Genomic DNA, 20918 nt, shown 5'->3' with positions numbered 1-20918 from the left:
ACGCCTGACGCCGGCGTCGGTCACCGTCTGAGCCTCGCGTTCGTGAACCGCGTAGGCTCGGCGGTCGCGGGATCCTCGGGCCACGGGTGCCTGGGGTAGCGTCCGCGCAGCTCCGCCCGGACCGCCCGGTACCCGTCCGCCCAGAACGAGGCCAGGTCGGCGGTGACGGCGGCGGGCCGTCCGGCCGGTGAGAGCAGATGCACCAGCACCGGCACACCGGCGACCCGGGGCGTGCCGGCCGCCCCGAACATCTCCTGCAGCTTCACCGCGAGCACGGGCCGCTCCGGATCGGTGTAGTCGACCCGGATCCGGGAGCCGCTCGGCACCTCGATCCGCTCGGGCGCGAGCTCGTCGAGCCGCGCCGCCTCACCCGTCGCCCACGGGAGCAGCCGGCCCAGGGCCTGCCCGGCGTCGATCCGGCCCAGATCGGCCCGCCGCCGCGCCCGGCTCAGCTCGGGCTCCAGCCACTCGTCCACGCGCGCGTGCAGGGCGTCGTCGGACACGTCGGGCCAGGGCGCCCCCTCGTGGAGGCGGAGGAAGGCCAGCCGCCGGCGCAGGCTCTTGGCACCCGGTGACCACCGCAGCAACGCGGGCCCCTCGGCCCGCAGCCCTTCGACGAGCGCCTCGCGTACCAGTCCGGGGTCGGGGTCGCGCAGCGGACGCACCGTCAGCTCCACGGCCCCCAGCCGCTCGACGCGCCGGGCGAGCACGTCCCCGTCCGTCCAGCGGACCTCCTCGCCCTCGTCGTACAGCGCCCCCGCGGCCCGCCGCGCGGTCGCCTCGTCGACGACGGCGCCGAGCCGCACGCGCGCGTGCCCCGCGCCCACGGGCCGGTCGGCCACCGCGACGGCGATCCAGGGCGCGCCCCGCAACGCCGACCCGGCCCCGGCCTCGGCCCGGGTCCCGGACAGCATGAGGTAGGCCCCGCCCTGGTCCCGGGCGACCCGTTCGGGGAAGGCGAGAGCGGCCACCAGTCCCGCGGCCCGGTCGTCCCCGCCCCCCGAGGCGGTCCCGGCGGCAGCGGCCGCCGCGCGCCCCCGGCCGTCCCCGGCGCCGGCCGCGTCCGGGCCACCGGCCTTCGCCCCGGCGCCCGCGCGGCGCGGCCCGCTCGCGCCTCCCGCCGCCCCGGAGGCCGCGGTGCGCAGACGGCGGGACTCCGCGCGCCAGCGGGCGGCGTAGGCGTCCCCGCCGCTGCGGGCGGTGCGCCAGGCCGCGGCGAGGTCGTCGCCGTACTCCCGCGGAGGTTCCTCGCTCAGCAGTGCCACCACCTCCGCGGCGCGCTCCGCGCCGACCTCCGGGGCCGCGTCCAGCAGTGCCCGGGCCAGCCGGGGATGCAGGCCGAGCCGGGACATCCGCGCGCCCCGGTCCGTGGCCCGCCCCGCCGCGTCGACCGCGCCGACGGCCGCCAGCAGCGTGCGCGCCGCCGTCATCGCCCCGCCCGGAGGCGGGTCGAGCAGGGCCAGACCGGACGCGTCGGGGTCACCCCAGCACGCCGCCTGCAGCGCGAACGCCGCCAGGTCGGCCACCTTGATCTCGGGGGCCGGGAAACGTGGCAGCCGGGTGTCCTCGGCCTCGGTCCAGCAGCGGTACACGGCGCCGGGGGCCTCGCGCCCGGCGCGTCCCGCGCGCTGCCGTCCCGCCGCCTGCGAGGCCCGCACCGTCGTCAGCGCGCTCAGCCCGCGCGCGTGGTCGACGCGGGGCTCCCGCGCGAGGCCGGAGTCCACGACGGCCCGCACCCCGGGGACCGTCAGCGACGACTCGGCCACCGAGGTCGCCAGCACCACCCGGCGGCGCGCGCCGGGGGACAGCACGGCGTCCTGCACGGCGGCCGGCGCCCGGCCGTGCACCTGGAGGACCTCGATGGCACCGAGTCCGCCCAGCAGGCCGGCGACCCGCGTGATCTCGCCGACCCCGGGGAGGAAGCACAGCACGTCCCCCGCGCGTTCCGACAGGGCCCGCCGCACCACCGACGCCACATGCGTCAGCAGCGCCGGGTCCACCCGCATCCCGTGCGGCGGCCGTACCGGGCGCGCGGGCGGCGCCCAGACCACGTCCACCGGATACGACACGCCCTCCGCCTCCACCACCGGCACGTCACCGAGCAGCCGCGCCCAGCCCTCGGCGTCGGTCGTCGCGGAGGCGGCCACCAGCCACAGGTCGGGACGGAGCGCGGCCCGTACGTCCAGCAGGAACGCCGCCACCGTGTCCGCGTCCAGATGCCGCTCGTGGCACTCGTCGAGGACGACGGCGTCGACGTCCGCCAGTTCCTGGTCGTGCTGCAGCCGCTGCAGCAGCACGCCGGTCGTGACGACCTCCACGCGCGCGCGTGGACCCACGACACGCTCCCCGCGCACGGTGAAGCCCACGCTCTCGCCGACCTTCTCGCCGAGCAGCCACGCCATCCGTCGCGCCGCCGCCCGCGCCGCGATCCGCCGGGGCTCGGCGACCACGACACGGCGGGCCGGGCCCTCGCCGAGCAGACCGGCGAGGGCGAGCGGCACCAGGGTGGTCTTGCCGGTGCCGGGCGGTGCGACGAGGACGGCGGCGCCGCGCTCGTCCAGACGGCCGCGCAGGGCGGGCAGCGCGCCGCGTACGGGCAGCGGTTCCAGGGCGTCGTAACGGATCACGCCCCCAGTCTCGTACGAGCGCCCGCGCGGGTCACCGCCCCGTTCCCGTACGGACGCCCGCGAGGGTCACCGCCCGCGGGTCACGCCCGCTCGCAGACGAGGATCGCCGTCCCCGGGATCAGGTTGCCGCGCAGCGGGGACCAGCCGCCCCACTCCTGGGTGTTCCAGGCGGGCCACTCCGGCTCGACGAGGTCGACGAGCCGGAAGCCGCCGGCCACCACGTCCCGCACCCGGTCGCCGATCGTCCGGTGGTGCTCCACGTACACGGCGCGCCCCTCCTCGTCCTGCTCGACGTACGGAGTGCGGTCGAAGTAGGACGCGGACACGGACAGACCCTCGGGGCCCGGCTCGTCGGGGAACGCCCAGCGCACCGGATGCGTCACGGAGAAGACGAAGCGCCCGCCGGGACGCAGCACCCGGTGGACCTCCCGCAGGACCCGGACCGGGTCGGCGACGAACGGCAGCGCCCCGTACGCCGAGCACGCGAGGTCGAAGGAGCCGTCGGCGAACGGCAGGGCGCCCGCGTCGGCCTCCACCAGGGGCACGGCCCCGCCGATCCGCAGCGCGTGCTGCAGCTGGCGGTGGGAGAGGTCCAGGGCCACCGGCCGCGCCCCCTGCGCGGCCAGCCACCGCGAACACTGGGCGGCGCCGGCGCCGATCTCCAGGACGTCCCTGCCCTTGAGGTCCTCGGCGGGGCCGAGGAGCTCGGCCTCGACCTCGTCCAGCCCCTCCGGGCACCACACGAAGCGGTCGTCGCCCAGGAACGTGCCGTGCTCGGTCTGGTAGTCGTCCGCGTTCCGGTCCCACCAGCCGCGGTTGGCACGGGAACTCTCCGTGACGTCCGCCGTACGCCGGGTGGCTTCGGGTTCGAACGGTTCGGGCTCTTGGATGATCGGCTCCCTCGTAATAGTCTGCGGCTCTTCCGGCAGGCCCGTCCCGGCGCGGTCACGGAGGGGACATCGAGGGCCCGCGTGGCCTCGTGGGACTGGTCTTGTGCCGGTTTTGCGCCGATTGGCCCCGGGTGTGCGCCTTCGCGCATTGACCCTGCCCGGCTGCCCCCGTATGCTACAAGTTGCGCTGCGGGCCTGCGCTCCTCAGACGTAGCAGGCTGCGCTCGCATCTGTATGTATGTCCCCTCGGTTGTCGAGGCGCCACCGGCCGTGTCCTTCGCGGGCACGATCCGGATCCTGGCGCTTCCTTGGCTGTCCGGCCTTCTGCAGAGCGAAACGGGCTCCCGGCGTAAGCAGTACCTACGACTCACTGTCCGTACCGGAGCCCTTTCCCACATGACGAGCAGCACCGAGACCACCGCCACCACCCCGCAGGTTGCGGTCAACGACATCGGTAACGAGGAAGCATTCCTCGCCGCGATCGACGAGACGATCAAGTACTTCAACGACGGCGACATCGTCGACGGCGTCATCGTGAAGGTCGACCGGGACGAGGTCCTGCTCGACATCGGTTACAAGACCGAAGGTGTCATCCCGAGCCGCGAGCTCTCGATCAAGCACGACGTCGACCCGAACGAGGTCGTCAAGGTCGGCGACGAGATCGAGGCCCTGGTTCTCCAGAAGGAGGACAAGGAAGGCCGCCTGATCCTCTCGAAGAAGCGCGCCCAGTACGAGCGCGCCTGGGGCACCATCGAGAAGATCAAGGAAGAGGACGGCATCGTCACCGGTACCGTCATCGAGGTCGTCAAGGGTGGTCTCATCCTCGACATCGGCCTCCGTGGCTTCCTGCCGGCTTCTCTCGTCGAGATGCGCCGTGTCCGCGACCTCCAGCCCTACGTGGGCAAGGAGCTTGAGGCCAAGATCATCGAGCTGGACAAGAACCGCAACAACGTGGTCCTGTCCCGCCGTGCCTGGCTGGAGCAGACCCAGTCCGAGGTCCGCCAGACGTTCCTCACGACCCTGCAGAAGGGTCAGGTCCGCTCCGGCGTCGTCTCCTCGATCGTCAACTTCGGTGCCTTCGTGGACCTGGGTGGCGTCGACGGTCTGGTGCACGTCTCCGAGCTCTCCTGGAAGCACATCGACCACCCGTCCGAGGTTGTCGAGGTCGGCCAGGAAGTCACCGTCGAGGTCCTCGACGTCGACATGGACCGCGAGCGCGTCTCCCTGTCGCTCAAGGCGACGCAGGAAGACCCGTGGCAGCAGTTCGCCCGTACGCACCAGATCGGTCAGGTCGTCCCGGGTAAGGTCACGAAGCTCGTCCCGTTCGGTGCGTTCGTCCGCGTGGACGAGGGCATCGAGGGTCTGGTCCACATCTCCGAGCTGGCCGAGCGCCACGTGGAGATCCCGGAGCAGGTCGTCCAGGTCAACGACGAGATCTTCGTCAAGGTCATCGACATCGACCTCGAGCGCCGCCGCATCAGCCTCTCGCTGAAGCAGGCCAACGAGGCCTTCGGTGCCGACCCGGCCTCGGTCGAGTTCGACCCGACGCTGTACGGCATGGCCGCGTCGTACGACGACCAGGGCAACTACATCTACCCCGAGGGCTTCGACCCCGAGACCAACGACTGGCTCGAGGGCTACGAGACCCAGCGCGAGGTGTGGGAGACCCAGTACGCCGAGGCGCAGACGCGCTTCGAGCAGCACCAGGCGCAGGTCATCAAGTCCCGCGAGGCGGACGCTCAGGCCGAGGCCGAGGGCACGGCCACCCCGGGTGCGGCTCCGGCCGCCTCCGGTGGCGGTTCGTACTCCTCGGAGTCGGACGACAACTCCGGCGCCCTGGCGTCGGACGAGGCGCTGGCCGCCCTCCGCGAGAAGCTCGCCGGCGGCCAGAGCTGACCGCTCACCGCTAGGCAGTAGCCGACCGGCCGAGGCCCGCACCCTTTCGGGGGTGCGGGCCTCGGCGCGTTCGTCATGGGCGCGTTCGTCACGGGCGTGCTCGTCACGGGCGTGCTCGTCAGGGCGCGTCCGTCCTGGGGAACCGGCGACCCGCGCGAGCGGCGCCGGCCGGTGAGTGGCACCTCGGGGGCGACGCCGGGGAATGTCCGTGCCCGGTGACACGTTGTGCAGTACGAACACGAGGAGGAGCGGTCACAGTGCTTGATCCGCAGGGTTTGTACGCATGGGAGCCGAAGGGCCTGGCCGTCGTCGACACGGCGCTCGCGCAGGAGTCGGCCGGCCTGGTCATGCTCTACCACTTCGACGGATACATCGACGCGGGCGAGACCGGCGACCAGATCGTCGACCGGCTGCTCGATTCGCTGCCCCACCAGGTCGTGGCCCGCTTCGACCACGACCGGCTCGTGGACTACCGGGCCCGCCGCCCGCTGCTCACGTTCCAGCGCGACCGGTGGACCGACTACGAGGAGCCCACCCTGGAGGTGCGCCTCGTCCAGGACGCCACGGGTGCGCCCTTCCTGCTGCTGTCCGGCCCCGAGCCGGACGTCGAGTGGGAGCGCTTCGCGGCCGCCGTACGGCAGATCGTCGAGCGCCTCGGCGTCCGCCTCTCCGTCAACTTCCACGGCATCCCCATGGGCGTCCCGCACACTCGCCCCGTGGGCCTCACCCCGCACGGCAACCGCACCGACCTGGTGCCGGGCCACCGCAGCCCCTTCGAGGAGGCGCAGGTCCCCGGAAGCGCCGAGTCCCTCATCGAGTACCGGCTCATGGAGGCCGGGCACGACGTCCTCGGAGTCGCCGCGCACGTCCCGCACTACGTCGCCCGCTCCCCGTACCCGGACGCCGCGCTGACCGTCCTGGAGGCGATCACCGCCGGTACGGGCCTGGTGCTGCCCGGCATCGCGCACGCCCTGCGCACCGAGGCGCACCGCACCCAGACCGAGATCGACCGGCAGATCCAGGAGGGCGACGAGGAGCTGGTCGCCCTCGTCCAGGGCCTGGAGCACCAGTACGACGCCGCGGCGGGCGCCGAGACCCGCGGGAACATGCTGGCCGAGCCGGTGGAGATCCCGTCCGCCGACGAGATCGGCCTGGAGTTCGAGCGCTTCCTCGCCGAACGCGAGGGCGACCTCTGAGGGGGAGTCGGACGGCGGGGGCGACCTCTGAGTGGGGACGCCGGACCGGCCGTCCGGATCCGCCGGGTACCGCCTAAGCTTCCGCTCATGCTGAAAGTAGGCCTGACCGGCGGCATCGGCGCCGGCAAGAGCGAGGTGTCCCGGCTGCTGGTCGGGCACGGCGCGGTGCTGGTCGACGCGGACGCCGTCGCCCGCGAGGTCGTGGCCCCCGGGACGCCCGGCCTCGCCGCGGTCGCCGGCGCCTTCGGCGAGGAGGTCCTCGCACCCGACGGCACCCTGGACCGGCCGAAGCTCGGCTCGATCGTGTTCGCCGACCCCGGGAAGCTCGCCGTGCTGAACTCGATCGTGCACCCGCTGGTGGGCGCGCGTTCCCGCGAACTGGAGAGCGCCGCAGCCGAGGACGCCGTCGTCGTCCACGACGTTCCGCTGCTCACCGAGAACGGTCTCGCCTCGCTCTACGACCTCGTGATCGTCGTCGACGCGAGCCCCGCGACGCAGCTCGACCGGCTCGTACGGCTGCGCGGCATGACCGAGGACGACGCCCGCGCCCGGATGGCCGCCCAGGCCGCGCGCGAGGACCGCCTGAGGATCGCGGACATCGTCATCGACAACGACGTGCCCCTCCCGGATCTGCAGCGGCGTGTGCGGGAGGTCTGGGACGGGCTCGCCCGCCGGGCCGCAGCGGGGCCGGAATAGCCGCAGGAGTCCGGGCGTTGACGTGGACCGAAGAGGGAAGGACTCAGCCGTGCCCCAGATCAGCGGTTCCAGCGGACGCACTCCCGAGACCCACGTCATCGACTTCCGCGCCGCCGAGCAGCTGCTCGCCGCGCGTGATCCCAGGGGCGCGGTGAAGCTGCTCGACCCGGTCGTCGCAGCCCACCCCGAGAACACGGCCGCGCGGCTGCTGCGCGCGCGTGCCTTCTTCGCCGCCGCGCAACTGCGTCCCGCCGAGCTGGAATTCACCATCGTGCTGGAGCGGGAGCCGGACAACGCCTTCGCGCACTTCGCGCTCGCCCGCACCTACGAGCGCCAGCTCCGCCCGGAGCAGGCGAAGCGGCACTTCCGTCTCGCGGCGGCCCTCGACCCGAACCCCCAGTACCTGGAAGCGGCCCGCTTCGACACGTGAGCCGCGCGGGGCGCCGTGTCCGCCGGTCTAGGGGAGGCGGTGTTCGGGCGGCCGGTAGGGCGGGATGTCGGGGCCCGGCTGGTAGTGCGGGCCCTGGCGGATGTGCCGCAGGATCACGGTCATGTCGACGGTGCAGATCAGCCACAGCACCCCGCACGCGGCAGCCCAGCCGGGCTGCCCGACGAGGGCGAACCCGGCCGTCCCGGAGATCGCCCAGACCAGCCCCCAGACACTCAGCCAGAGGCGGAGGCGCAGAGCGCTGCGCGCTGTCATCGGTTCATTGCCTGTACGCATTCTGACCACTGCTCCCGCACCGATCATCGCTCCTACCGGGAACCGTACTCCTCGCGCCGCACGTTCCCCAGGGGAGAGCCGGTGGCACGGACGGGGGAGGGCGACGAGATGGGCCTTGAGACGCGCGCGGGGTACGGAGGGACGGGGCCAGGGGCGATCACGCCGGACGGCTGCGCGGTCGAGCTGTACGCGCGCCTGCCGGTCGGGGACGAGCCGGACGTCATCGCCGCCGCCGTGCCCGGCGGGGCGCACATCCTCGAACTGGGCAGCGGAGTCGGGCGGATGACCCACCCGCTGCTGGATCGGGGGTTCACGGTCACGGCCGTCGACGAGTCCGCGGACATGCTGGAGCGGGTGCGCGGGGCGCGTACGGTGCGCTGCCCGATCGAGGAGCTGGACCTCGGCGAGACGTTCGACGTGGTGATGCTCGCGTCGTTCCTCGTGCACGCCGGGGACGTCGAGGTGCGCCGCGGGCTGCTCAGAACGTGCGCACGCCACGTCCGGCCGGACGGCTGCGTACTGATCCAGCGCGAGGGGGAGGACTATCACACGAATCTGCCCCGTGAGCGCGTCGACCCCAGCGGTTTCACCCTGCGCATGCTCTCGGCGGACCCTGTCGGGGACGGGGTCGATTCGGTGCGCGCGGAGTATGTGTTCCCGGACGCCGTCTGGACCCAGACGTTCCTGGCCCGCCCGCTGAGCAGGGAGCAGTTCGAAGAGGCGCTGGCGGAGGCGGGACTGCGGGTGGACGCGTACCTGACGGAGGACCGGGTGTGGGTGCGGGCGGTACCGGCGGGGCCGGGCAGCCTGTCTGGCGGACGCGGTGCCGACGCGCGCCCGTGACCGCCAGGCCGTGAACGTTCCGTTCACTGGCGATGAGTTTCGCACCGTCGCCCGGTCTCCTTCTGTGACAGCGGCACGGCGCCGCCGACCGGCGCCGTGCATCACGGCACCGCTTCACACAGGAGATCTCCATGTCCGAGACCACCGTCCCCCTCGCCCAGGTCGCGTCCCCCTCCGCCGCCCGGACCGCCGCGCAGGGACGCCGTGACGCCGCCCGCGTTCCCCGGTCCCGCGGTGCCGGGCTGTCGCTGGGCGCGCTGCAGATCGTGCTCGCCCTCTTCTACGGGGTCGCGAGCGCTCTGCCCAAGCTGATGGCGCACCCGAGCGCCGTCGAGCCGTTCGAGGAGCTGGGCTGGGGCGACCCGGGCATGTACGCCATCGGCGCGCTGGAGCTGGCCGGGGCCGTCGCCCTGGTGATCCCGCTGCTGTCCTCGGTGGCCGCGACGGCACTCGGCGCGCTGATGGTGGGCGCGTTCGTCGTGAACCTCATGGTGCTGCACGGTCCGTACGTGGTTACCCCGCTGGTCCTGATCCTGCCGCTCGCCGTGATCGCCTGGGCCCGGCGCCACCACACGGTGGAGCTGATCCGGCTGGTGCGACGACGCGTCTGAGTCCGACGCGAGCGCGAGTGGGGGCTCCCCGGCCGCCGGGGAGCCCCTACTCGCGCTGTTGTCTCGTCAATGGTGCTGCGGGCGGCCGGGCGCGATGTCGTCCGGGGTGGAGTCGGGGGCGCCGAATCCGCGCAGGCGTTCCAGCTCGCGGCGGTCGCGCTTGGTCGGGCGGCCGGCTCCGCGATCGCGGATGCCCGCCGGGGCCACGGCCTCGCGGGGCGGTGGCGGCGGACTGTTGTCGACGTAGCACTCGACCGCGACGGGCGCGCCGACCCGCTTGCGGATCACACGCTTCACGATCACCACCCTCTCGCGGCCGCCGTGCCGCAGGCGCACCTCGTCGCCGGCACGCACCCCGTAGGCGGGCTTGACGCGCTCGCCGTTCACCCGGACGTGCCCGCCGCGGCAGGCGGTGGCGCCCATGGAACGGGTCTTGACCAGGCGTACGGACCAGATCCAGCTGTCGACGCGCACGCTCTCGCCGGCCGCCGGTCCGGCGGCCGCGACCGCGTCGGCGCCGCCCGCTCCGCGGCCGTCGTCCCTGCCCTCGTCAGCGTCCTCAGATGCCATGCCCCCGACGATAGCTCTCCGGGACGGCCGCACCGGACCGCTTTTTCCGTCCCCGCACCAGCCCGCACCCGCCCGCGCCTTCCCCTCGCCCGGCCCGTGGCCGCCGGGCGAGGGGCGTCGGCGGCCCGTCACCCCGGCCGTACGGTGGAGCCATGGACGGCGTGGACGGTACGGGCGGTACGGACGGCGGCGGCAGGGCGGACGGCAAGGCGGTCGCGGACGGCAAGGGTGGCGCGGACGGCAAGGGTGGCACGGCAGGTGGCCTGGCCGCGCTGGACGAGCGGATCACCCACTGCCGGGCGTGCCCGAGGCTCGTCGAGTGGCGCGAGGAGGTGGCCCGGGTGAAGCGGGCGGCCTTCGCCGACTGGACCTACTGGGGCCGGCCGGTCCCCGGCTTCGGGCCGCCCGACGCCTCACTGCTGATCGTCGGACTCGCCCCGGCCGCGCACGGCGCGAACCGGACCGGCCGGATGTTCACCGGCGACCGCTCCGGGGACGTGCTGTACGAGGCGCTGCACGAGATCGGCCTCGCGTCGCGACCCACGGCCGTTCACGCCGACGACGGCCTGACCCTGCGCGGCACACGGATCACCTCGCCCGTGCACTGCGCCCCGCCGGCCAACAAGCCGACGCCGGGGGAGCGCGACACCTGCCGCCCCTGGCTCGTCGGGGAACTGGAGCTGCTGCGGCCCACGCTGCGGGCGGTGGTCGTGCTCGGGGCGTTCGGATGGCAGTCGGCGCTGCCCGCGTTCACGGAGGCGGGCTGGGAGGTGCCGCGGCCGCGGCCCGCCTTCGCCCACGGGGCGCGGGTCGCACTCCCGTCCGTCCGGGAGGGCGGCCCGGACCCGCTCGGCGTCTACGGATGCTTCCACGTCAGCCAGCGGAACACCTTCACCGGACGGCTGACCCCGGCGATGCTCCGGGACGTGCTGCGTACGGCGGCCGAGGCGGCGGGGCTGCCGACGAAACCGGAGGCCCGGCGGGCGCCGGGAGGCCTGTGACCAGGTGTCGACTGCGTCTCAGTAGCGTCACGGGGCGAGCCGTTCACCCCATGCGGGGCGTTTGACTCTACGAGTACAACGCGACGTGGAGGTGCAGGGTGAACGGTCGTACGGTGCTGGAGCGCTTTCCCGCCGGTGGGCCGCGCGGATCGTGGCCCGCGGAGGAGTTCGCGCACGCGCGCCGCCTGGAGGGCCAGACCGTCGAGGTCGTCATGGATCTCGCCACGGACACGTTCCTGGTGGTCGCGAGAGGCATGGAGGCCGGCGACTGACGCCGACGGCCGGGAGCCCCGGGGACGCGGCGGCGGCCGGGTCCCCGTGGCGCGGGCCGGATCGGGACGGGTCGGGTCGGGTCGGGTCGGGGTTTCGGTGGCGCGGGCCGTCCGGCTCCCAGGGCGGGAGCGTGCGAGCGGCGCCGGGGTGGCGGCGGCCCGCCGGGTACGGAAGGCGGGCCGGCCGCCGCGCCGCGAACCGTCCGCTGGTCCGTCCGGGCCGCGCCGGGGATGGAGTCAGGCGCTGACCGTGTGCGACCAGGCGGGCGTGACGCCCGTCAGACGGCACAGGGTCAGATAGAGGGGGATCGGCGGCGTGTACGGGATCGTCCCGCCGGGGTGGTGGATGAGCCGGGGAGTGCGCGGGGCGTCCGGAACCAGCGCTCCCGCGGCGTAGTGCGAGGGCGCGGGCCACTCCAGGGCGTAGTCCGAGTCGGACGGGACGATCCACCACCAGTGCGTGCCGTCGTCGTACACGCAGCCCACGCGGGGCAGCCGCGGCATCAGCAGGGGCCCGAGGTCCGCGGGCACCGCCACCGCGTCGCATCCCAGCGGGGTGGTCATCTCCTCGGGCAGGACGAGCCGGCGCGACGCCTCAGCCTCACGCTGCTCGCGCTTGACGCGGACGAGCGTGTCCAGGCTCAGGGTCCTTCCACCGCTCGGTGTCACACCCATTCGGCCTCCGCGTCGCGCGGTGTGTCCTGTCCGGAGCCGCCGCCCTCGGACGGCGGTTTCTTCGCGCCCCACCCCAGGTCGAGGCGGGCGCCGGTGCCAAAGCCGGTGTCCCGTCCGGGTCCCGGTCCTGTCCACGTGCCGGCGTCGACGGTGCCGGCCGTGCCGACGGCGTCGTACGGCTGCGGCGTGCGGGGGAGTTCCGCCCAGACCAGCAGGCCGGGGCCCGTCTCCAAGGCCCCCCAAGCCCTGCAGACGGCCGAGACGAGGAGCAATCCCCTCCCGTGCTCCTCCTCCGGCCTCTGCGGCGAGGGGTGCGGCTCACCCGGAGCGCATCCTTCGTCACGGACGGCTATCCGCACGAGCTCGTCGTCGTCGTGCAGCTCGCAGACGACGTGCGCGCTCGCGGTGTGCACGATCGCGTTGGTGACCAGTTCGGACACGACGAGCGCTGCCGTCTCACAGGTGTCCTCGCAGACCGCCCAGCCCGAGAGCCGGGCACGCGTCAGACTCCGGGCCCGCGACACGGCGCCCGGATGGGCGGCCAGCTCGAAGCGGAACCGGCGCTCGGCGGCCGCGTCGGCGGTCACCCATGGGGTGGCGGCACGCAGACCGGAACGGTCTTCGGCGGCGTCTGTTCCTAACGGCGCGGGCGGAATCACGCTTGCCACTATCGCCCCGTCGTGAACACTTGGCAAGTGCCACTATGAAAAATGCAGAGTGCTGTGTGACTCTGTGGAAGCGCGTGGCACACTGCTCACAACAGCATGACGAGCGGCGCCAGTTGGGACCTGGGAGAAGGTCCTTGAACGGCGCCGCCGGGCTGTCCGGACCCGGTCGCCGGGACATCGGCCGGGTTCAGCCGGACCCAGGTGACGGGTTGTCAGGACTCAAAGGGAGGGTGGACGTGAGCGAACCGCGGTCGGCGCCGACGGTCGGCCAGGTCGTCCTCGGCCGACGCCTGCTGGACCTGCGGGAACGCGCCGGACTCAAGCGCGAGGAAGCCGCGCGCGTGCTGCGCGTCGCACCCGCCACGGTCCGCCGGATGGAGATGGCCGAGGTCTCCCTCAAGATCCCCTACCTCCAGCTCCTGCTGAAGTCGTACGGCGTCGGCGACGAAGAGGCCGAAGCGTTCGTCACGCTGGCCGAGGAGGCCAACAGGCCCGGCTGGTGGCAGCGGTTCCACGACATCCTGCCGGGCTGGTTCTCGATGTACGTCAGCCTGGAGGGCGCCGCCGCCCTCATCCGCGCCTACGAACCGCACTTCGTCCCCGGCCTGCTGCAGACGGAGGACTACGCCCGCGGTGTCCTGAAGTCGGGCGCCATCGGGCAGACGCGGCCCGACGACATCGAGCGCCACGTCGCCCTGCGGATGCAGCGTCAGAAACTGCTCACCCGCGAGGACGCGCCGCGGATCTGGATCGTCATGGACGAGACCGCGCTGCGCCGCCCGGTCGGCGGCCCCGAGGTGATGCGCGCTCAGATCGACCGGTTGCTCGAGGCGACGAAGCTGCCGAACGTGACACTCCAGGTGGCCCCGTTCTCCTCGGGGCCGCACCCGGGCACGTACGGGCCCTTCGTCCTCTTCCGATTCGCCATGCCCGAACTGCCGGACATGGTGTACAGCGAGTACCTGACCGGCGCGGTCTATCTGGACGCGCGCCCGGAGGTGGCGACCCACCTCGAGGTCATGGACCGCATGGCGGCCCAGGCCGCCACGGCGCAACGCACGAAGGAGATCCTCCGGGATCTCCGCAAGGAGCTGTGAATGGATCGCAATGGCCCGAAGGCGCGGAAACGCGTCTACAACGGCATGCCCGCCCGCGAACTCGGCAGTGAGGGCTGGCACAAGCCGTGGAGCGGCGGCAACGGCGGCAACTGCCTGGAGGCGATGAAGCTCGCCGACGGCCGGATAGCCGTCCGTCAGTCCGCCGACCCCGACGGACCCGCCCTGATCTACACACCCGGCGAGATCACCGCGTTCATCCAGGGCGCGAAGGCGGGGGCGGCCGACTTCCTCCTCTCCTGACGGCACGCCGGCTCCTTGCCGGCAGGCCCGCGCCCCGGCCGTCCATCCGCTACCGGCCCTCTTGCGCACCCTTGCTAAATGCCACACGAACCGCCCCGAAGCCGATACCGGCTCGTCCGCTTCTGACGGACCCTCAAACCCCTGACGACCTCGACCCCTTCGAGGACCGGCGGGCTTTCCGCGCCTCACCGCACCACCGGTGACGTGCGGGGAGCCCGCCACCCTCACGTCAGGGCCAGCACGTACGACAGTGCCGCCGCGGACGACGCGACCGTACGGACGTGGTTCCAGGCCGTCCACCCAGTCACGTACGCACGCCAGTGGTCCGCGGTCTCCGCGGCACCGGGAGCCAGGGCGGCCAGTCGGTCGTTGCGCGGCACGTGGGCCGCGGCGGTCACCCCGAACGAGCCGAGCAGATACAGCGCGCTGCCCAGGAGCATCTCCACCGCTCCGTCCCCGGGCCACCGTATGAACGTGACCACGGCGAGGACGGCGCACAGCAGCGCCGACCCGGCGAACAGCGCCATGAACGGCGGACGGACCGCGGCCACGTTGACCGCCTTCATCGCCGCCACCCCCTGCGCGGGCGGCAGCGTCGCCAGTCCTCGCATCACAAAGGCCGAGAACCCGCAGAACACCCCGGCCACCAGCCCGGTTCCGAGCACCCCCAGCAGTGTGAGGACGAAGTACGGTCCCTCGATCATGCCCACCCGACTCCCGTCGTGATCAGCCGGGCCGGGGCCCGGGGCGTCTTCCGCCGTCCCACCAGTGAAGCCCGGCGCGGGGGCGGCGACCATGGCCAGGACGTGCGCCCGCATACGCGGCCGTCCAGCACCCGCCCCCTGCGACGGCCTCCGGTTTCGCGGGCCGCGCGCGGCGGCGCGGCATCATGGGCTCTGTGCGACTCGAAGCGATCACCTGGGAACGGCTCGGCGACCTGCTCGCCGAGCGGCTGCTCGCGCTGGAACCCGGCGACGGCGGCTCCTGGCCGAGGATCGCCTTCGACGGCGCTCCGGCCGCGCGCCCCGGGGACCTCGCACACCGTGTGTCCGAGGCACTCCGTGTGCACGGGAGGCCGTCGCTCGTCGTCGGGACCGAGGGCTTCCTGCGCCCCGCGTCGCTGCGGTTCGAGTACGGCCACGAGGACATCGACGCCTACTACGACGGCTGGTTCGACACCCGTGCCCTGTGGCGGGAGGTCTTCGGCCCCCTCGAACCGGGTGGCGACGGACGGGTGCTGCCCGACCTCTGGGACCCCGCCACCGACCGAGCCACCCGCAGTCCCTACGTGCGGCTGCCGCCCGGCGGGCTGCTCCTGCTGCACGGGCCCCTCCTCCTGCGCCACTGGTTCCCGTTCGACCTCAGCGTCCACGTCCGGCTCTCGCCGGGCGCCCTGCGCCGCCGTACCCCGCAGGCCGAACAGTGGAGCCTGCCCGCCTTCGAGCGCTACGAGGACGAGACGGACCCCGGCGGCACGGCCGACGTGCTGGTGCGGGCCGACGACCCGCGCCACCCGGCGTGGAACGGCTGACCGGTCCCGAACGCGGCCGAGCGGTGCCGTGCGGGCGGCCGAGCTGAGCCTGGCGTCCGGTGCGGAGCGGAGCGGGTGTCCGGTCCTCACAGCCAGTTGTTGCGCCGGAAGCCCCGGTGGAGGACGAAGCACGCGGCGGCGATCACACCGAGGACCATGGCGTAGCCGTACCGCCAGTGCAGCTCGGGCATGTGCTCGAAGTTCATGCCGTACACACCGCAGACCATCGTCGGCACGGCGATGACCGCCGCCCACGCCGTGATCTTCCGCATGTCCTCGTTCTGTGCCACCGTCACCTGGGCGAGGTGCGCCTGCAGGATCGAGTTGAGCAGTTCGTCGAAGGCGGCTATCTGCTCGGTGGCCCGCAGCAGATGGTCGGAGACGTCCCGGAAGTAGGCCTGTATCTCCGGGTCCACCACCCGGACCGGACGCGTGGCGAGATCCAGGACGGGACGCCCGAGCGGGACCACCGCCCGCTTCAGTTCGAGCAGTTCACGCTTGAGCTGATAGATGCGGCCCGGGTCGGCCCGCGCACCGTCCTGTGCGAACACGTCCGTCTCGACCTGGTCGATGTCCGCCTGCACGGCCTCCGTCACGTGCAGATACTCGTCGACCACATGATCCGCGATCGCGTGCAGCACGGCCGCCGGGCCCTTGGCGAGCTGCGCGGCGTCGGCCTCCAGTTCCTCGCGCAGCGGCCCCAGGGAGCCGTGCCGGCCGTGGCGGACCGTGATGACGAAGTCGTGGCCGACGAAGACCATGATCTCGCCGGTGTCGACCACCTCGCTGGTCGCCGTGAGCTCCTGGTGCTCGACGTAGCAGACCGTCTTGAACACCGCGAACAGCGTCTCGTCGTAGCGCTCCACCTTCGGGCGCTGGTGCGCGTGGACCGCGTCCTCCACGGCGAGGGGGTGGAGATCGAAGAGGTCCGCGATGTCCGCGAACTCCTCGTCGGTCGGCTCGTGCAGGCCCAGCCAGACGAACCCCTCGTCGCTCCGGCGGATCCGCCGCACGGTGTCGACGAGATCACGGCCGCCGGGGACCCGTTCCCCGTCCTGGTACGACACGCAGTTCACGACCGCGCTGCCGAGCGGGGACCGGGCCGGGTGACTCAGGTCGACACGGTCGCGCCGCCCGGTCAGCCGCGCGACCCCGCCGCGGAGCCGGCCGGCCTTGCCGAGCCCCGTGACCCTCCGCAGATTCCCTGCCATGGACATCTGGATCTCCTCGCCCGAGTCCTCTCGCGCCGTGCTCCGCGCCTTGGCGGGAAGTCTGCCAGTCCGCGGCGATCGCCGAACAAGCCTGTGGGAACGGAATGTTCCGTTTCGCTCATGGGCTGGTCGGACGTCCTCCCGGAGGTCTTCCGCCCACCCCTCGCACCGCCGACGCGCCCGCCTGGCATCCGTGCGCCGCCGCCTCCTCGGGTGCCGCCCCCGAGAGAAGCGCGGCCAGGAACGCCCCGGTGAACGCGTCACCGGCACCCGTGGTGTCGCGGGCCCTCGCGGGGACGGCGGGGACACGGGCCAGGACCGAGCCCGACCCGGCCACCAGAGCTCCGTCCGCACCCTGCTTGGCGACGACCAGCGGGATCCGTCGGCTCAACTCGGCCGCCGCGTCCGCCGGATCCGGCAGCCCCGTCAGAAGGGCCGCCTCGGCACGGCTCGGCAGCAGGATGTCGACGCCCTCGGCCAGGGCGAGGAACCGGTCCACGCCGAGGTCTCGGAGAAACCCCTCCGACGCCGGATCCACGCTCACCGGCACGCCGCGCGCGCGGGCCGACTCCACAGCCGCCGTCACCAGGTCCCGGCCCGGAGCGGAGAAGAACAGATAGCCGGACAGATGCAGCCGTCCGACACCGTCGAGCAGGTCCGGCGACCAGTCGTCCGGCCCCAGCCGCAACGCTGCCCCGCTGTCCGTGAGGAACGTGCGCTCGGCCGACGAACCCCCGTCGACGAGACAGATCACCGTCCCGGTCGGCATCAGCGGATCGGCGACGAGCAGGGGGCGTACGCCGCACGCCGTCAGCTGCCGCCGGTGCCAGGCCGCCGAGTCCGTGCCCACCCGGCCGAGCAGCCGCACGTCCACCGCGCCGCGATGCGCCGCCCAGCAGGCGACATTGGCGCCGGCGCCGCCCGGCACGGTCCGGATGGTCGCGACCGTGTCGGTGCCCGACGCGAGCGGCCCCCGGTGCAGAGCGACGACGTCGGTGACGACGTCACCGACGACCAGCAGTGCCCCGTCGTCCGGCCGCGTACCGGAGCCGGTCCCGCCGCGCCCCGTATCGCTCACCCCCGGGCCCACGCCGCGGAGATCCGGCCGGCGAGCCGCACGTTGCCGCGCACCGCCGCCAGATTGGCCTCCAGAGAGGCGCCGTCGGTGTGCCGCACCAGATGGTCGAGCAGGAACGGCGTCACGGCCTGCCCCGTCACGCCCTCGGCCGCGCACGCGCGCAGCGCCTCGTCGAGCACGCGCGCGTGCAGTACGGGATCGAGCTGCTCGTCCTCGGGTACGGGGTTAACGACGATCAGCGCCGACTCCGGCCCCGCCAGGGCGTCCTGGGCGCGCATCACCCGGGCCACCTGTTCCGGTGACGACAGCGTCCAGTCCACCGGATGCCCCGAGTCCGACAGATAGAAGCCGGGGAAACGTGCCGTGCCGTAACCGGCCACGGTGACGCCCAGGGTCTCCAGGCGCTGAAGGGTGGCCGGGACGTCGAGGATCGACTTCACGCCCGCGCACACCACCGTGATCCCCGTGCGCGCCAGCAGCCCCAGGTCGGCGGACTCGTCCTGGGTGGCCGTCCACTCCCGGTGCACCCCGCCGAGCCCCCCCGTCGCGAACACCCGCAGTCCCGCGCCGGCGGCGAGCCGAGCCGTGGCGGACACGGTCGTCGCCCCGCTCGCGCCCGCCGCCACCGCCGGTGCCAGGTCGCGGTGCCCGAGCTTGCGGATCCCGTCCTCGTTCGCGACCCTTTCCAGCTGCTCGCCGTCCAGACCGATGTGCGGCCGTCCGTCGAGGACGGCGATCGTCGCAGGCACGGCGCCCTCGTCCCGTACGGCCTCCTCCAGCTCGAGAGCCACCTGGAGATTGCGTGGACGTGGCAGGCCGTGAGCGATGATCGTCGATTCCAGGGCCACCACCGGGCGGCGCGCTGCGAGCGCCTCCCGTACTTCCTCGGACACCACCAGCACGTGCCTGCCTCCCGTCAGTCGCGTATCCCTGATCTCTGGCGGGCCGCGGGCCCGGCCAAACCAAACCCTTGCCCTGCGCCCTGTGGAGCACCAGCCTGGAGGCATGACGGACAACACGACACGTCTCGACCACGTCGTCCTCTGGGTGCGTGACCCGGTCGCCGCGGCGGGCTTCTACGAGAAGACGCTGGGCCTGGAGCCCCTGCGCATCACCGAGTACACGGAAGGGAAGGTGTCCTTCCCCTCCGTGCGTCTCAACGAGGAGACGATCTTCGACCTCGCGCCGCTCACCCTGGTCGAGGGCATGAACATGCTGCCCGGGGCGGGCGACAGTGCGGGTCATCCCGTCAACCACGTGTGCCTCTCGCTCGGCGAGGAGGGCTTCGACACGCTGCGGGCCCGCCTCGAGGACCAGGGCGTCCCCCTGTCGGACTTCTCCTACGACTCCTTCGGTGCCAGGGGCGAGGCCAGGCGCAGCTTCTACTTCCGTGACCCGGACGGCAACGTCTTCGAGGCCAGGCACTACGCGTAGCGGAGCGCGCGTCCGGGGAGGAACGGCGCGACGGGCGGGCTCAGAACAGCGGTTGCGGCAGCACGCCCTCCAGGGTGAGCAGCTTCCGCTTGGTCTCGAGTCCGCCCCCGAACCCGCCGATGCCGCCGTCGCTCTCGACGACCCGGTGGCACGGCACGATCACGGGCAGCGGGTTCGCGCCCATGGCCATCCCCACGGCCTGCGCCGCCCCGGGCCGGCCCACCCGGTCGGCGAGGTCGCCGTAACCGACGACCGTGCCGAACGGCACGCCGGACGCCAGCTCGCGCAGCACCTGGCGGTTGAACCCGGATATCAGCGACCAGTCCAGCGGCAGCTCGAAGGCCCGCCGCCCGCCCGCGAAGTACGCCTCCAGCTGCCGGGTTGCCTCGGCCAGCAGGGCGTGGTCCGGCGCCTCGACGGGGTGCGAGCCGAGCGAGGACGCGAGGCGGTCGAGTGCCCGTTCGCGCACTGTGCCCGCGGCGTGAAAGACCACACTGACCAGCCCGGCGGGTGTCGCGGCCGGCATCAGCGGCCCGATGTCCGTGTCGAGGACGGTGTACACGACCCGCTGCCCGTCCCGGCCCTGCCCGTGGTTGTCCATACGCCCACCGTAGGGGGCGGCACTGACATCGCCCGTGGGCCAGACGCGTCGCCGCGCCGGCGCCACGGGCGGGGGGCCGCCTTCCAGGTGCCGGGTCAGTGGCCGCGTACGGCCCCGCGGACCACGTCCGGCTTGTTCGTGATGACGCCGTCCACTCCGTAGCCGTGGACGCGCCGGGCGGTGGCCGCGTCGTTCACCGTCCAGGTGAGGACTTTCAGCGGCCTGCCGTGCGGCCCGTCGATCGCGTGGACCGCGGCAACGTAGCGGGTCGACAGCGTCGCGTAGGAGGGGTTGATCCGGTCGGCGAAGCGTGCGTACGCGGGCAGCTCCGAGGTCTTCGGCGTCCCGAGGAAGGCCGTCGTGACGCCGGGCCGCAGTGTGTGGACCGTCCGGACGGCGTCCGCGCTGAAACTCTGGACGATCAGTTTGTGTTCGACGTGGGCCCGGTCGAGCCACCCCTCGTTGCTCAGCACCTTGAGGGTCTGCTTCTCGATGCCCGGGTAGAGCTCGGGGTTCTTGATCTCCAGGACGAGTTTCTGGTGGTTGCGGGTGACACGGCGCATGTACTGCTCCAGCGTCGGCACGCGCGCGCCCGCGTACCGGGAGCCGAACCAGCTGCCCGCGTCCAGACGGGAGATCTCCGCAGCCGTGAAGTCCGCGACCCGCCAGGGGACGCGGCCCGGGTACCGCTGCTCGGCGTCGGTCGTGCGGGCCAGGGTGGCGTCGTGGATGACGACGAGTTCGCCGTCCTTGGTGCGCTGGACGTCGTTCTCGACCCAGCTGAAGCCCAGGTCGGCGGCTTTGTCGATGGAGGCCAGGGTGTTCTCGGGCGCGTAGCCGGAGGCTCCGCGGTGCGAGATGATCATTGGACCGGGGGCGGCGGCCGGAGCGGCGGGGACGTGGGGCACCGTCTCGGCCGGAGCGGCGGATACGTGGGGCACCGTCAGCGCGGTGCCCCCCATGAGCGCCGCGGTGATGGCGGCGACACGCGCGTACATGCGTTCTCCTCGCGTCGATCGATCACGGACCGCTTCAG

24 protein-coding genes are annotated in these 20918 nt (G+C 73.1%); 12 read left to right on the top strand and 12 right to left on the bottom strand.

Annotated elements, in window-relative coordinates; translation table 11 throughout:
- Positions 1-20: 20 nt before the first annotated feature.
- Both ACFY93_RS18965 and ACFY93_RS18960 read right to left on the bottom strand, forming a co-directional pair.
- Complete coding sequence (locus tag ACFY93_RS18965) at positions 21-2627, bottom strand: ATP-dependent helicase C-terminal domain-containing protein (RefSeq protein WP_391360097.1); 2607 nt, start codon at positions 2625-2627, stop codon at positions 21-23.
- Between the two features lie 80 nt (positions 2628-2707).
- Positions 2708-3556 carry a methyltransferase domain-containing protein gene (locus tag ACFY93_RS18960; RefSeq protein ID WP_391360495.1) on the bottom strand — a complete coding sequence of 283 codons (849 nt, stop codon included), beginning with the start codon at positions 3554-3556 and terminating at the stop codon, positions 2708-2710.
- Between the two features lie 357 nt (positions 3557-3913).
- Here ACFY93_RS18960 and rpsA point away from each other — a divergent pair, with 357 nt between their 5' ends.
- The 4 genes from rpsA to ACFY93_RS18940 all read left to right on the top strand — a co-directional run bounded on the left by rpsA (position 3914) and on the right by ACFY93_RS18940 (position 7735).
- Positions 3914-5413 (top strand): 30S ribosomal protein S1, encoded by a 1500-nt coding sequence (gene rpsA / locus ACFY93_RS18955; RefSeq protein WP_391360095.1) that lies wholly within the window; start codon positions 3914-3916, stop codon positions 5411-5413.
- Positions 5414-5670: 257 nt separating this feature from the next.
- The gene (locus ACFY93_RS18950) at positions 5671-6609 is read left to right on the top strand and encodes a PAC2 family protein (protein WP_391360092.1); all 939 of its coding nucleotides are present in this window, start codon (positions 5671-5673) and stop codon (positions 6607-6609) included.
- 87 nt (positions 6610-6696) lie between these two features.
- Positions 6697-7305: a dephospho-CoA kinase gene (gene coaE / locus ACFY93_RS18945; RefSeq protein WP_391360090.1), complete on the top strand. Its 609-nt coding sequence runs from the start codon at positions 6697-6699 to the stop codon at positions 7303-7305.
- 49 nt (positions 7306-7354) lie between these two features.
- Positions 7355-7735 carry a tetratricopeptide repeat protein gene (locus ACFY93_RS18940; RefSeq protein WP_391360088.1) on the top strand — a complete coding sequence of 127 codons (381 nt, stop codon included), beginning with the start codon at positions 7355-7357 and terminating at the stop codon, positions 7733-7735.
- Between the two features lie 27 nt (positions 7736-7762).
- On the opposite strand, the gene ACFY93_RS18935 is transcribed toward ACFY93_RS18940, so the two are convergent.
- Positions 7763-8029, bottom strand: a complete 267-nt coding sequence (locus tag ACFY93_RS18935) for a DUF6343 family protein (protein WP_391360085.1) — start codon at positions 8027-8029, stop codon at positions 7763-7765.
- Positions 8030-8137: 108 nt separating this feature from the next.
- Between ACFY93_RS18935 and ACFY93_RS18930 the strand changes: the two genes are divergently transcribed.
- Together ACFY93_RS18930 and ACFY93_RS18925 are read left to right on the top strand one after the other, a co-directional pair.
- Positions 8138-8872 carry a methyltransferase domain-containing protein gene (locus tag ACFY93_RS18930; RefSeq protein WP_391360492.1) on the top strand — a complete coding sequence of 245 codons (735 nt, stop codon included), beginning with the start codon at positions 8138-8140 and terminating at the stop codon, positions 8870-8872.
- A gap of 131 nt (positions 8873-9003) precedes the next feature.
- Positions 9004-9483, top strand: coding sequence for a DoxX family protein (locus ACFY93_RS18925; RefSeq protein ID WP_391360083.1), 480 nt, complete (start codon positions 9004-9006; stop codon positions 9481-9483).
- A 66-nt stretch (positions 9484-9549) separates the two neighbouring features.
- Here the strand turns inward: ACFY93_RS18925 and ACFY93_RS18920 are convergent, their stop codons facing one another.
- Positions 9550-10053: a S4 domain-containing protein gene (locus ACFY93_RS18920; protein WP_391360081.1), complete on the bottom strand. Its 504-nt coding sequence runs from the start codon at positions 10051-10053 to the stop codon at positions 9550-9552.
- Between the two features lie 152 nt (positions 10054-10205).
- Here ACFY93_RS18920 and ACFY93_RS18915 point away from each other — a divergent pair, with 152 nt between their 5' ends.
- Together ACFY93_RS18915 and ACFY93_RS18910 are read left to right on the top strand one after the other, a co-directional pair.
- Complete coding sequence (locus ACFY93_RS18915; protein WP_391360078.1) at positions 10206-11054, top strand: uracil-DNA glycosylase family protein; 849 nt, start codon at positions 10206-10208, stop codon at positions 11052-11054.
- A gap of 98 nt (positions 11055-11152) precedes the next feature.
- Positions 11153-11326 (top strand): hypothetical protein, encoded by a 174-nt coding sequence (locus ACFY93_RS18910; RefSeq protein ID WP_391360076.1) that lies wholly within the window; start codon positions 11153-11155, stop codon positions 11324-11326.
- A 237-nt stretch (positions 11327-11563) separates the two neighbouring features.
- On the opposite strand, the gene ACFY93_RS18905 is transcribed toward ACFY93_RS18910, so the two are convergent.
- Together ACFY93_RS18905 and ACFY93_RS18900 are read right to left on the bottom strand one after the other, a co-directional pair.
- Positions 11564-12001, bottom strand: coding sequence for a hypothetical protein (locus tag ACFY93_RS18905; RefSeq protein ID WP_391360073.1), 438 nt, complete (start codon positions 11999-12001; stop codon positions 11564-11566).
- Positions 11992-12669 (bottom strand): ATP-binding protein, encoded by a 678-nt coding sequence (locus tag ACFY93_RS18900; protein ID WP_391360071.1) that lies wholly within the window; start codon positions 12667-12669, stop codon positions 11992-11994. Before ACFY93_RS18900 ends, ACFY93_RS18905 begins: the two co-directional genes overlap by 10 nt.
- Positions 12670-12905: 236 nt before the next feature.
- Between ACFY93_RS18900 and ACFY93_RS18895 the strand changes: the two genes are divergently transcribed.
- Entirely contained in the window at positions 12906-13766 is an 861-nt protein-coding gene (locus ACFY93_RS18895; RefSeq protein ID WP_391360070.1) for a Scr1 family TA system antitoxin-like transcriptional regulator, read from the top strand.
- Positions 13767-14027 carry a DUF397 domain-containing protein gene (locus ACFY93_RS18890; RefSeq protein WP_391360068.1) on the top strand — a complete coding sequence of 87 codons (261 nt, stop codon included), beginning with the start codon at positions 13767-13769 and terminating at the stop codon, positions 14025-14027. It abuts the gene before it with no gap.
- A gap of 224 nt (positions 14028-14251) precedes the next feature.
- Here ACFY93_RS18890 and ACFY93_RS18885 read toward each other — a convergent pair whose 3' ends face one another.
- Entirely contained in the window at positions 14252-14731 is a 480-nt protein-coding gene (locus ACFY93_RS18885) for an anthrone oxygenase family protein (RefSeq protein ID WP_391360065.1), read from the bottom strand.
- A gap of 185 nt (positions 14732-14916) precedes the next feature.
- Here ACFY93_RS18885 and ACFY93_RS18880 point away from each other — a divergent pair, with 185 nt between their 5' ends.
- Positions 14917-15558 (top strand): uridine kinase, encoded by a 642-nt coding sequence (locus ACFY93_RS18880; RefSeq protein WP_391360062.1) that lies wholly within the window; start codon positions 14917-14919, stop codon positions 15556-15558.
- An 86-nt stretch (positions 15559-15644) separates the two neighbouring features.
- On the opposite strand, the gene ACFY93_RS18875 is transcribed toward ACFY93_RS18880, so the two are convergent.
- The 3 genes from ACFY93_RS18875 to ACFY93_RS18865 form a co-directional block, all read right to left on the bottom strand.
- Positions 15645-16775 (bottom strand): CorA family divalent cation transporter, encoded by a 1131-nt coding sequence (locus ACFY93_RS18875; RefSeq protein WP_391360059.1) that lies wholly within the window; start codon positions 16773-16775, stop codon positions 15645-15647.
- Positions 16776-16887: 112 nt separating this feature from the next.
- Positions 16888-17847: a PfkB family carbohydrate kinase gene (locus tag ACFY93_RS18870; RefSeq protein WP_391360057.1), complete on the bottom strand. Its 960-nt coding sequence runs from the start codon at positions 17845-17847 to the stop codon at positions 16888-16890.
- Complete coding sequence (locus ACFY93_RS18865; protein ID WP_391360054.1) at positions 17844-18749, bottom strand: pseudouridine-5'-phosphate glycosidase; 906 nt, start codon at positions 18747-18749, stop codon at positions 17844-17846. Before ACFY93_RS18865 ends, ACFY93_RS18870 begins: the two co-directional genes overlap by 4 nt.
- A gap of 103 nt (positions 18750-18852) precedes the next feature.
- On the opposite strand from ACFY93_RS18865, the gene ACFY93_RS18860 reads away from it, so the two are divergent.
- Positions 18853-19281, top strand: coding sequence for a VOC family protein (locus ACFY93_RS18860; RefSeq protein ID WP_391360051.1), 429 nt, complete (start codon positions 18853-18855; stop codon positions 19279-19281).
- 40 nt (positions 19282-19321) lie between these two features.
- On the opposite strand, the gene ACFY93_RS18855 is transcribed toward ACFY93_RS18860, so the two are convergent.
- Together ACFY93_RS18855 and ACFY93_RS18850 are read right to left on the bottom strand one after the other, a co-directional pair.
- Complete coding sequence (locus tag ACFY93_RS18855; protein ID WP_391360049.1) at positions 19322-19882, bottom strand: methylated-DNA--[protein]-cysteine S-methyltransferase; 561 nt, start codon at positions 19880-19882, stop codon at positions 19322-19324.
- Positions 19883-19977: 95 nt separating this feature from the next.
- Positions 19978-20880 carry a glycerophosphodiester phosphodiesterase family protein gene (locus ACFY93_RS18850; RefSeq protein ID WP_391360045.1) on the bottom strand — a complete coding sequence of 301 codons (903 nt, stop codon included), beginning with the start codon at positions 20878-20880 and terminating at the stop codon, positions 19978-19980.
- Between the last annotated feature and the right edge of the window lie 38 nt (positions 20881-20918).

This window comes from Streptomyces sp. NPDC008313 (assembly GCF_042956125.1).
Classification (GTDB): Bacteria; Actinomycetota; Actinomycetes; order Streptomycetales; family Streptomycetaceae; genus Streptomyces.
This window is presented reverse-complemented; position numbering and strand designations above follow the sequence as displayed.

Bases quoted from the DNA above. Each gene is read 5' to 3' on its own strand.
- rpsA (WP_391360095.1), top strand. From the start codon at position 3,914: ATGACGAGCAGCACCGAGACCACCGCCACCACCCCGCAGGTTGCGGTC.
- coaE (WP_391360090.1), top strand. From the start codon at position 6,697: ATGCTGAAAGTAGGCCTGACCGGCGGCATCGGCGCCGGCAAGAGCGAG.
- ACFY93_RS18935 (WP_391360085.1), bottom strand. From the start codon at position 8,029: ATGCGTACAGGCAATGAACCGATGACAGCGCGCAGCGCTCTGCGCCTC.
- ACFY93_RS18930 (WP_391360492.1), top strand. From the start codon at position 8,138: ATGGGCCTTGAGACGCGCGCGGGGTACGGAGGGACGGGGCCAGGGGCG.
- ACFY93_RS18925 (WP_391360083.1), top strand. From the start codon at position 9,004: ATGTCCGAGACCACCGTCCCCCTCGCCCAGGTCGCGTCCCCCTCCGCC.
- ACFY93_RS18920 (WP_391360081.1), bottom strand. From the start codon at position 10,053: ATGGCATCTGAGGACGCTGACGAGGGCAGGGACGACGGCCGCGGAGCG.
- ACFY93_RS18915 (WP_391360078.1), top strand. From the start codon at position 10,206: ATGGACGGCGTGGACGGTACGGGCGGTACGGACGGCGGCGGCAGGGCG.
- ACFY93_RS18905 (WP_391360073.1), bottom strand. From the start codon at position 12,001: ATGGGTGTGACACCGAGCGGTGGAAGGACCCTGAGCCTGGACACGCTC.
- ACFY93_RS18890 (WP_391360068.1), top strand. From the start codon at position 13,767: ATGGATCGCAATGGCCCGAAGGCGCGGAAACGCGTCTACAACGGCATG.
- ACFY93_RS18885 (WP_391360065.1), bottom strand. From the start codon at position 14,731: ATGATCGAGGGACCGTACTTCGTCCTCACACTGCTGGGGGTGCTCGGA.
- ACFY93_RS18880 (WP_391360062.1), top strand. From the start codon at position 14,917: ATGGGCTCTGTGCGACTCGAAGCGATCACCTGGGAACGGCTCGGCGAC.
- ACFY93_RS18875 (WP_391360059.1), bottom strand. From the start codon at position 16,775: ATGTCCATGGCAGGGAATCTGCGGAGGGTCACGGGGCTCGGCAAGGCC.
- ACFY93_RS18860 (WP_391360051.1), top strand. From the start codon at position 18,853: ATGACGGACAACACGACACGTCTCGACCACGTCGTCCTCTGGGTGCGT.
- ACFY93_RS18855 (WP_391360049.1), bottom strand. From the start codon at position 19,882: ATGGACAACCACGGGCAGGGCCGGGACGGGCAGCGGGTCGTGTACACC.
- ACFY93_RS18850 (WP_391360045.1), bottom strand. From the start codon at position 20,880: ATGTACGCGCGTGTCGCCGCCATCACCGCGGCGCTCATGGGGGGCACC.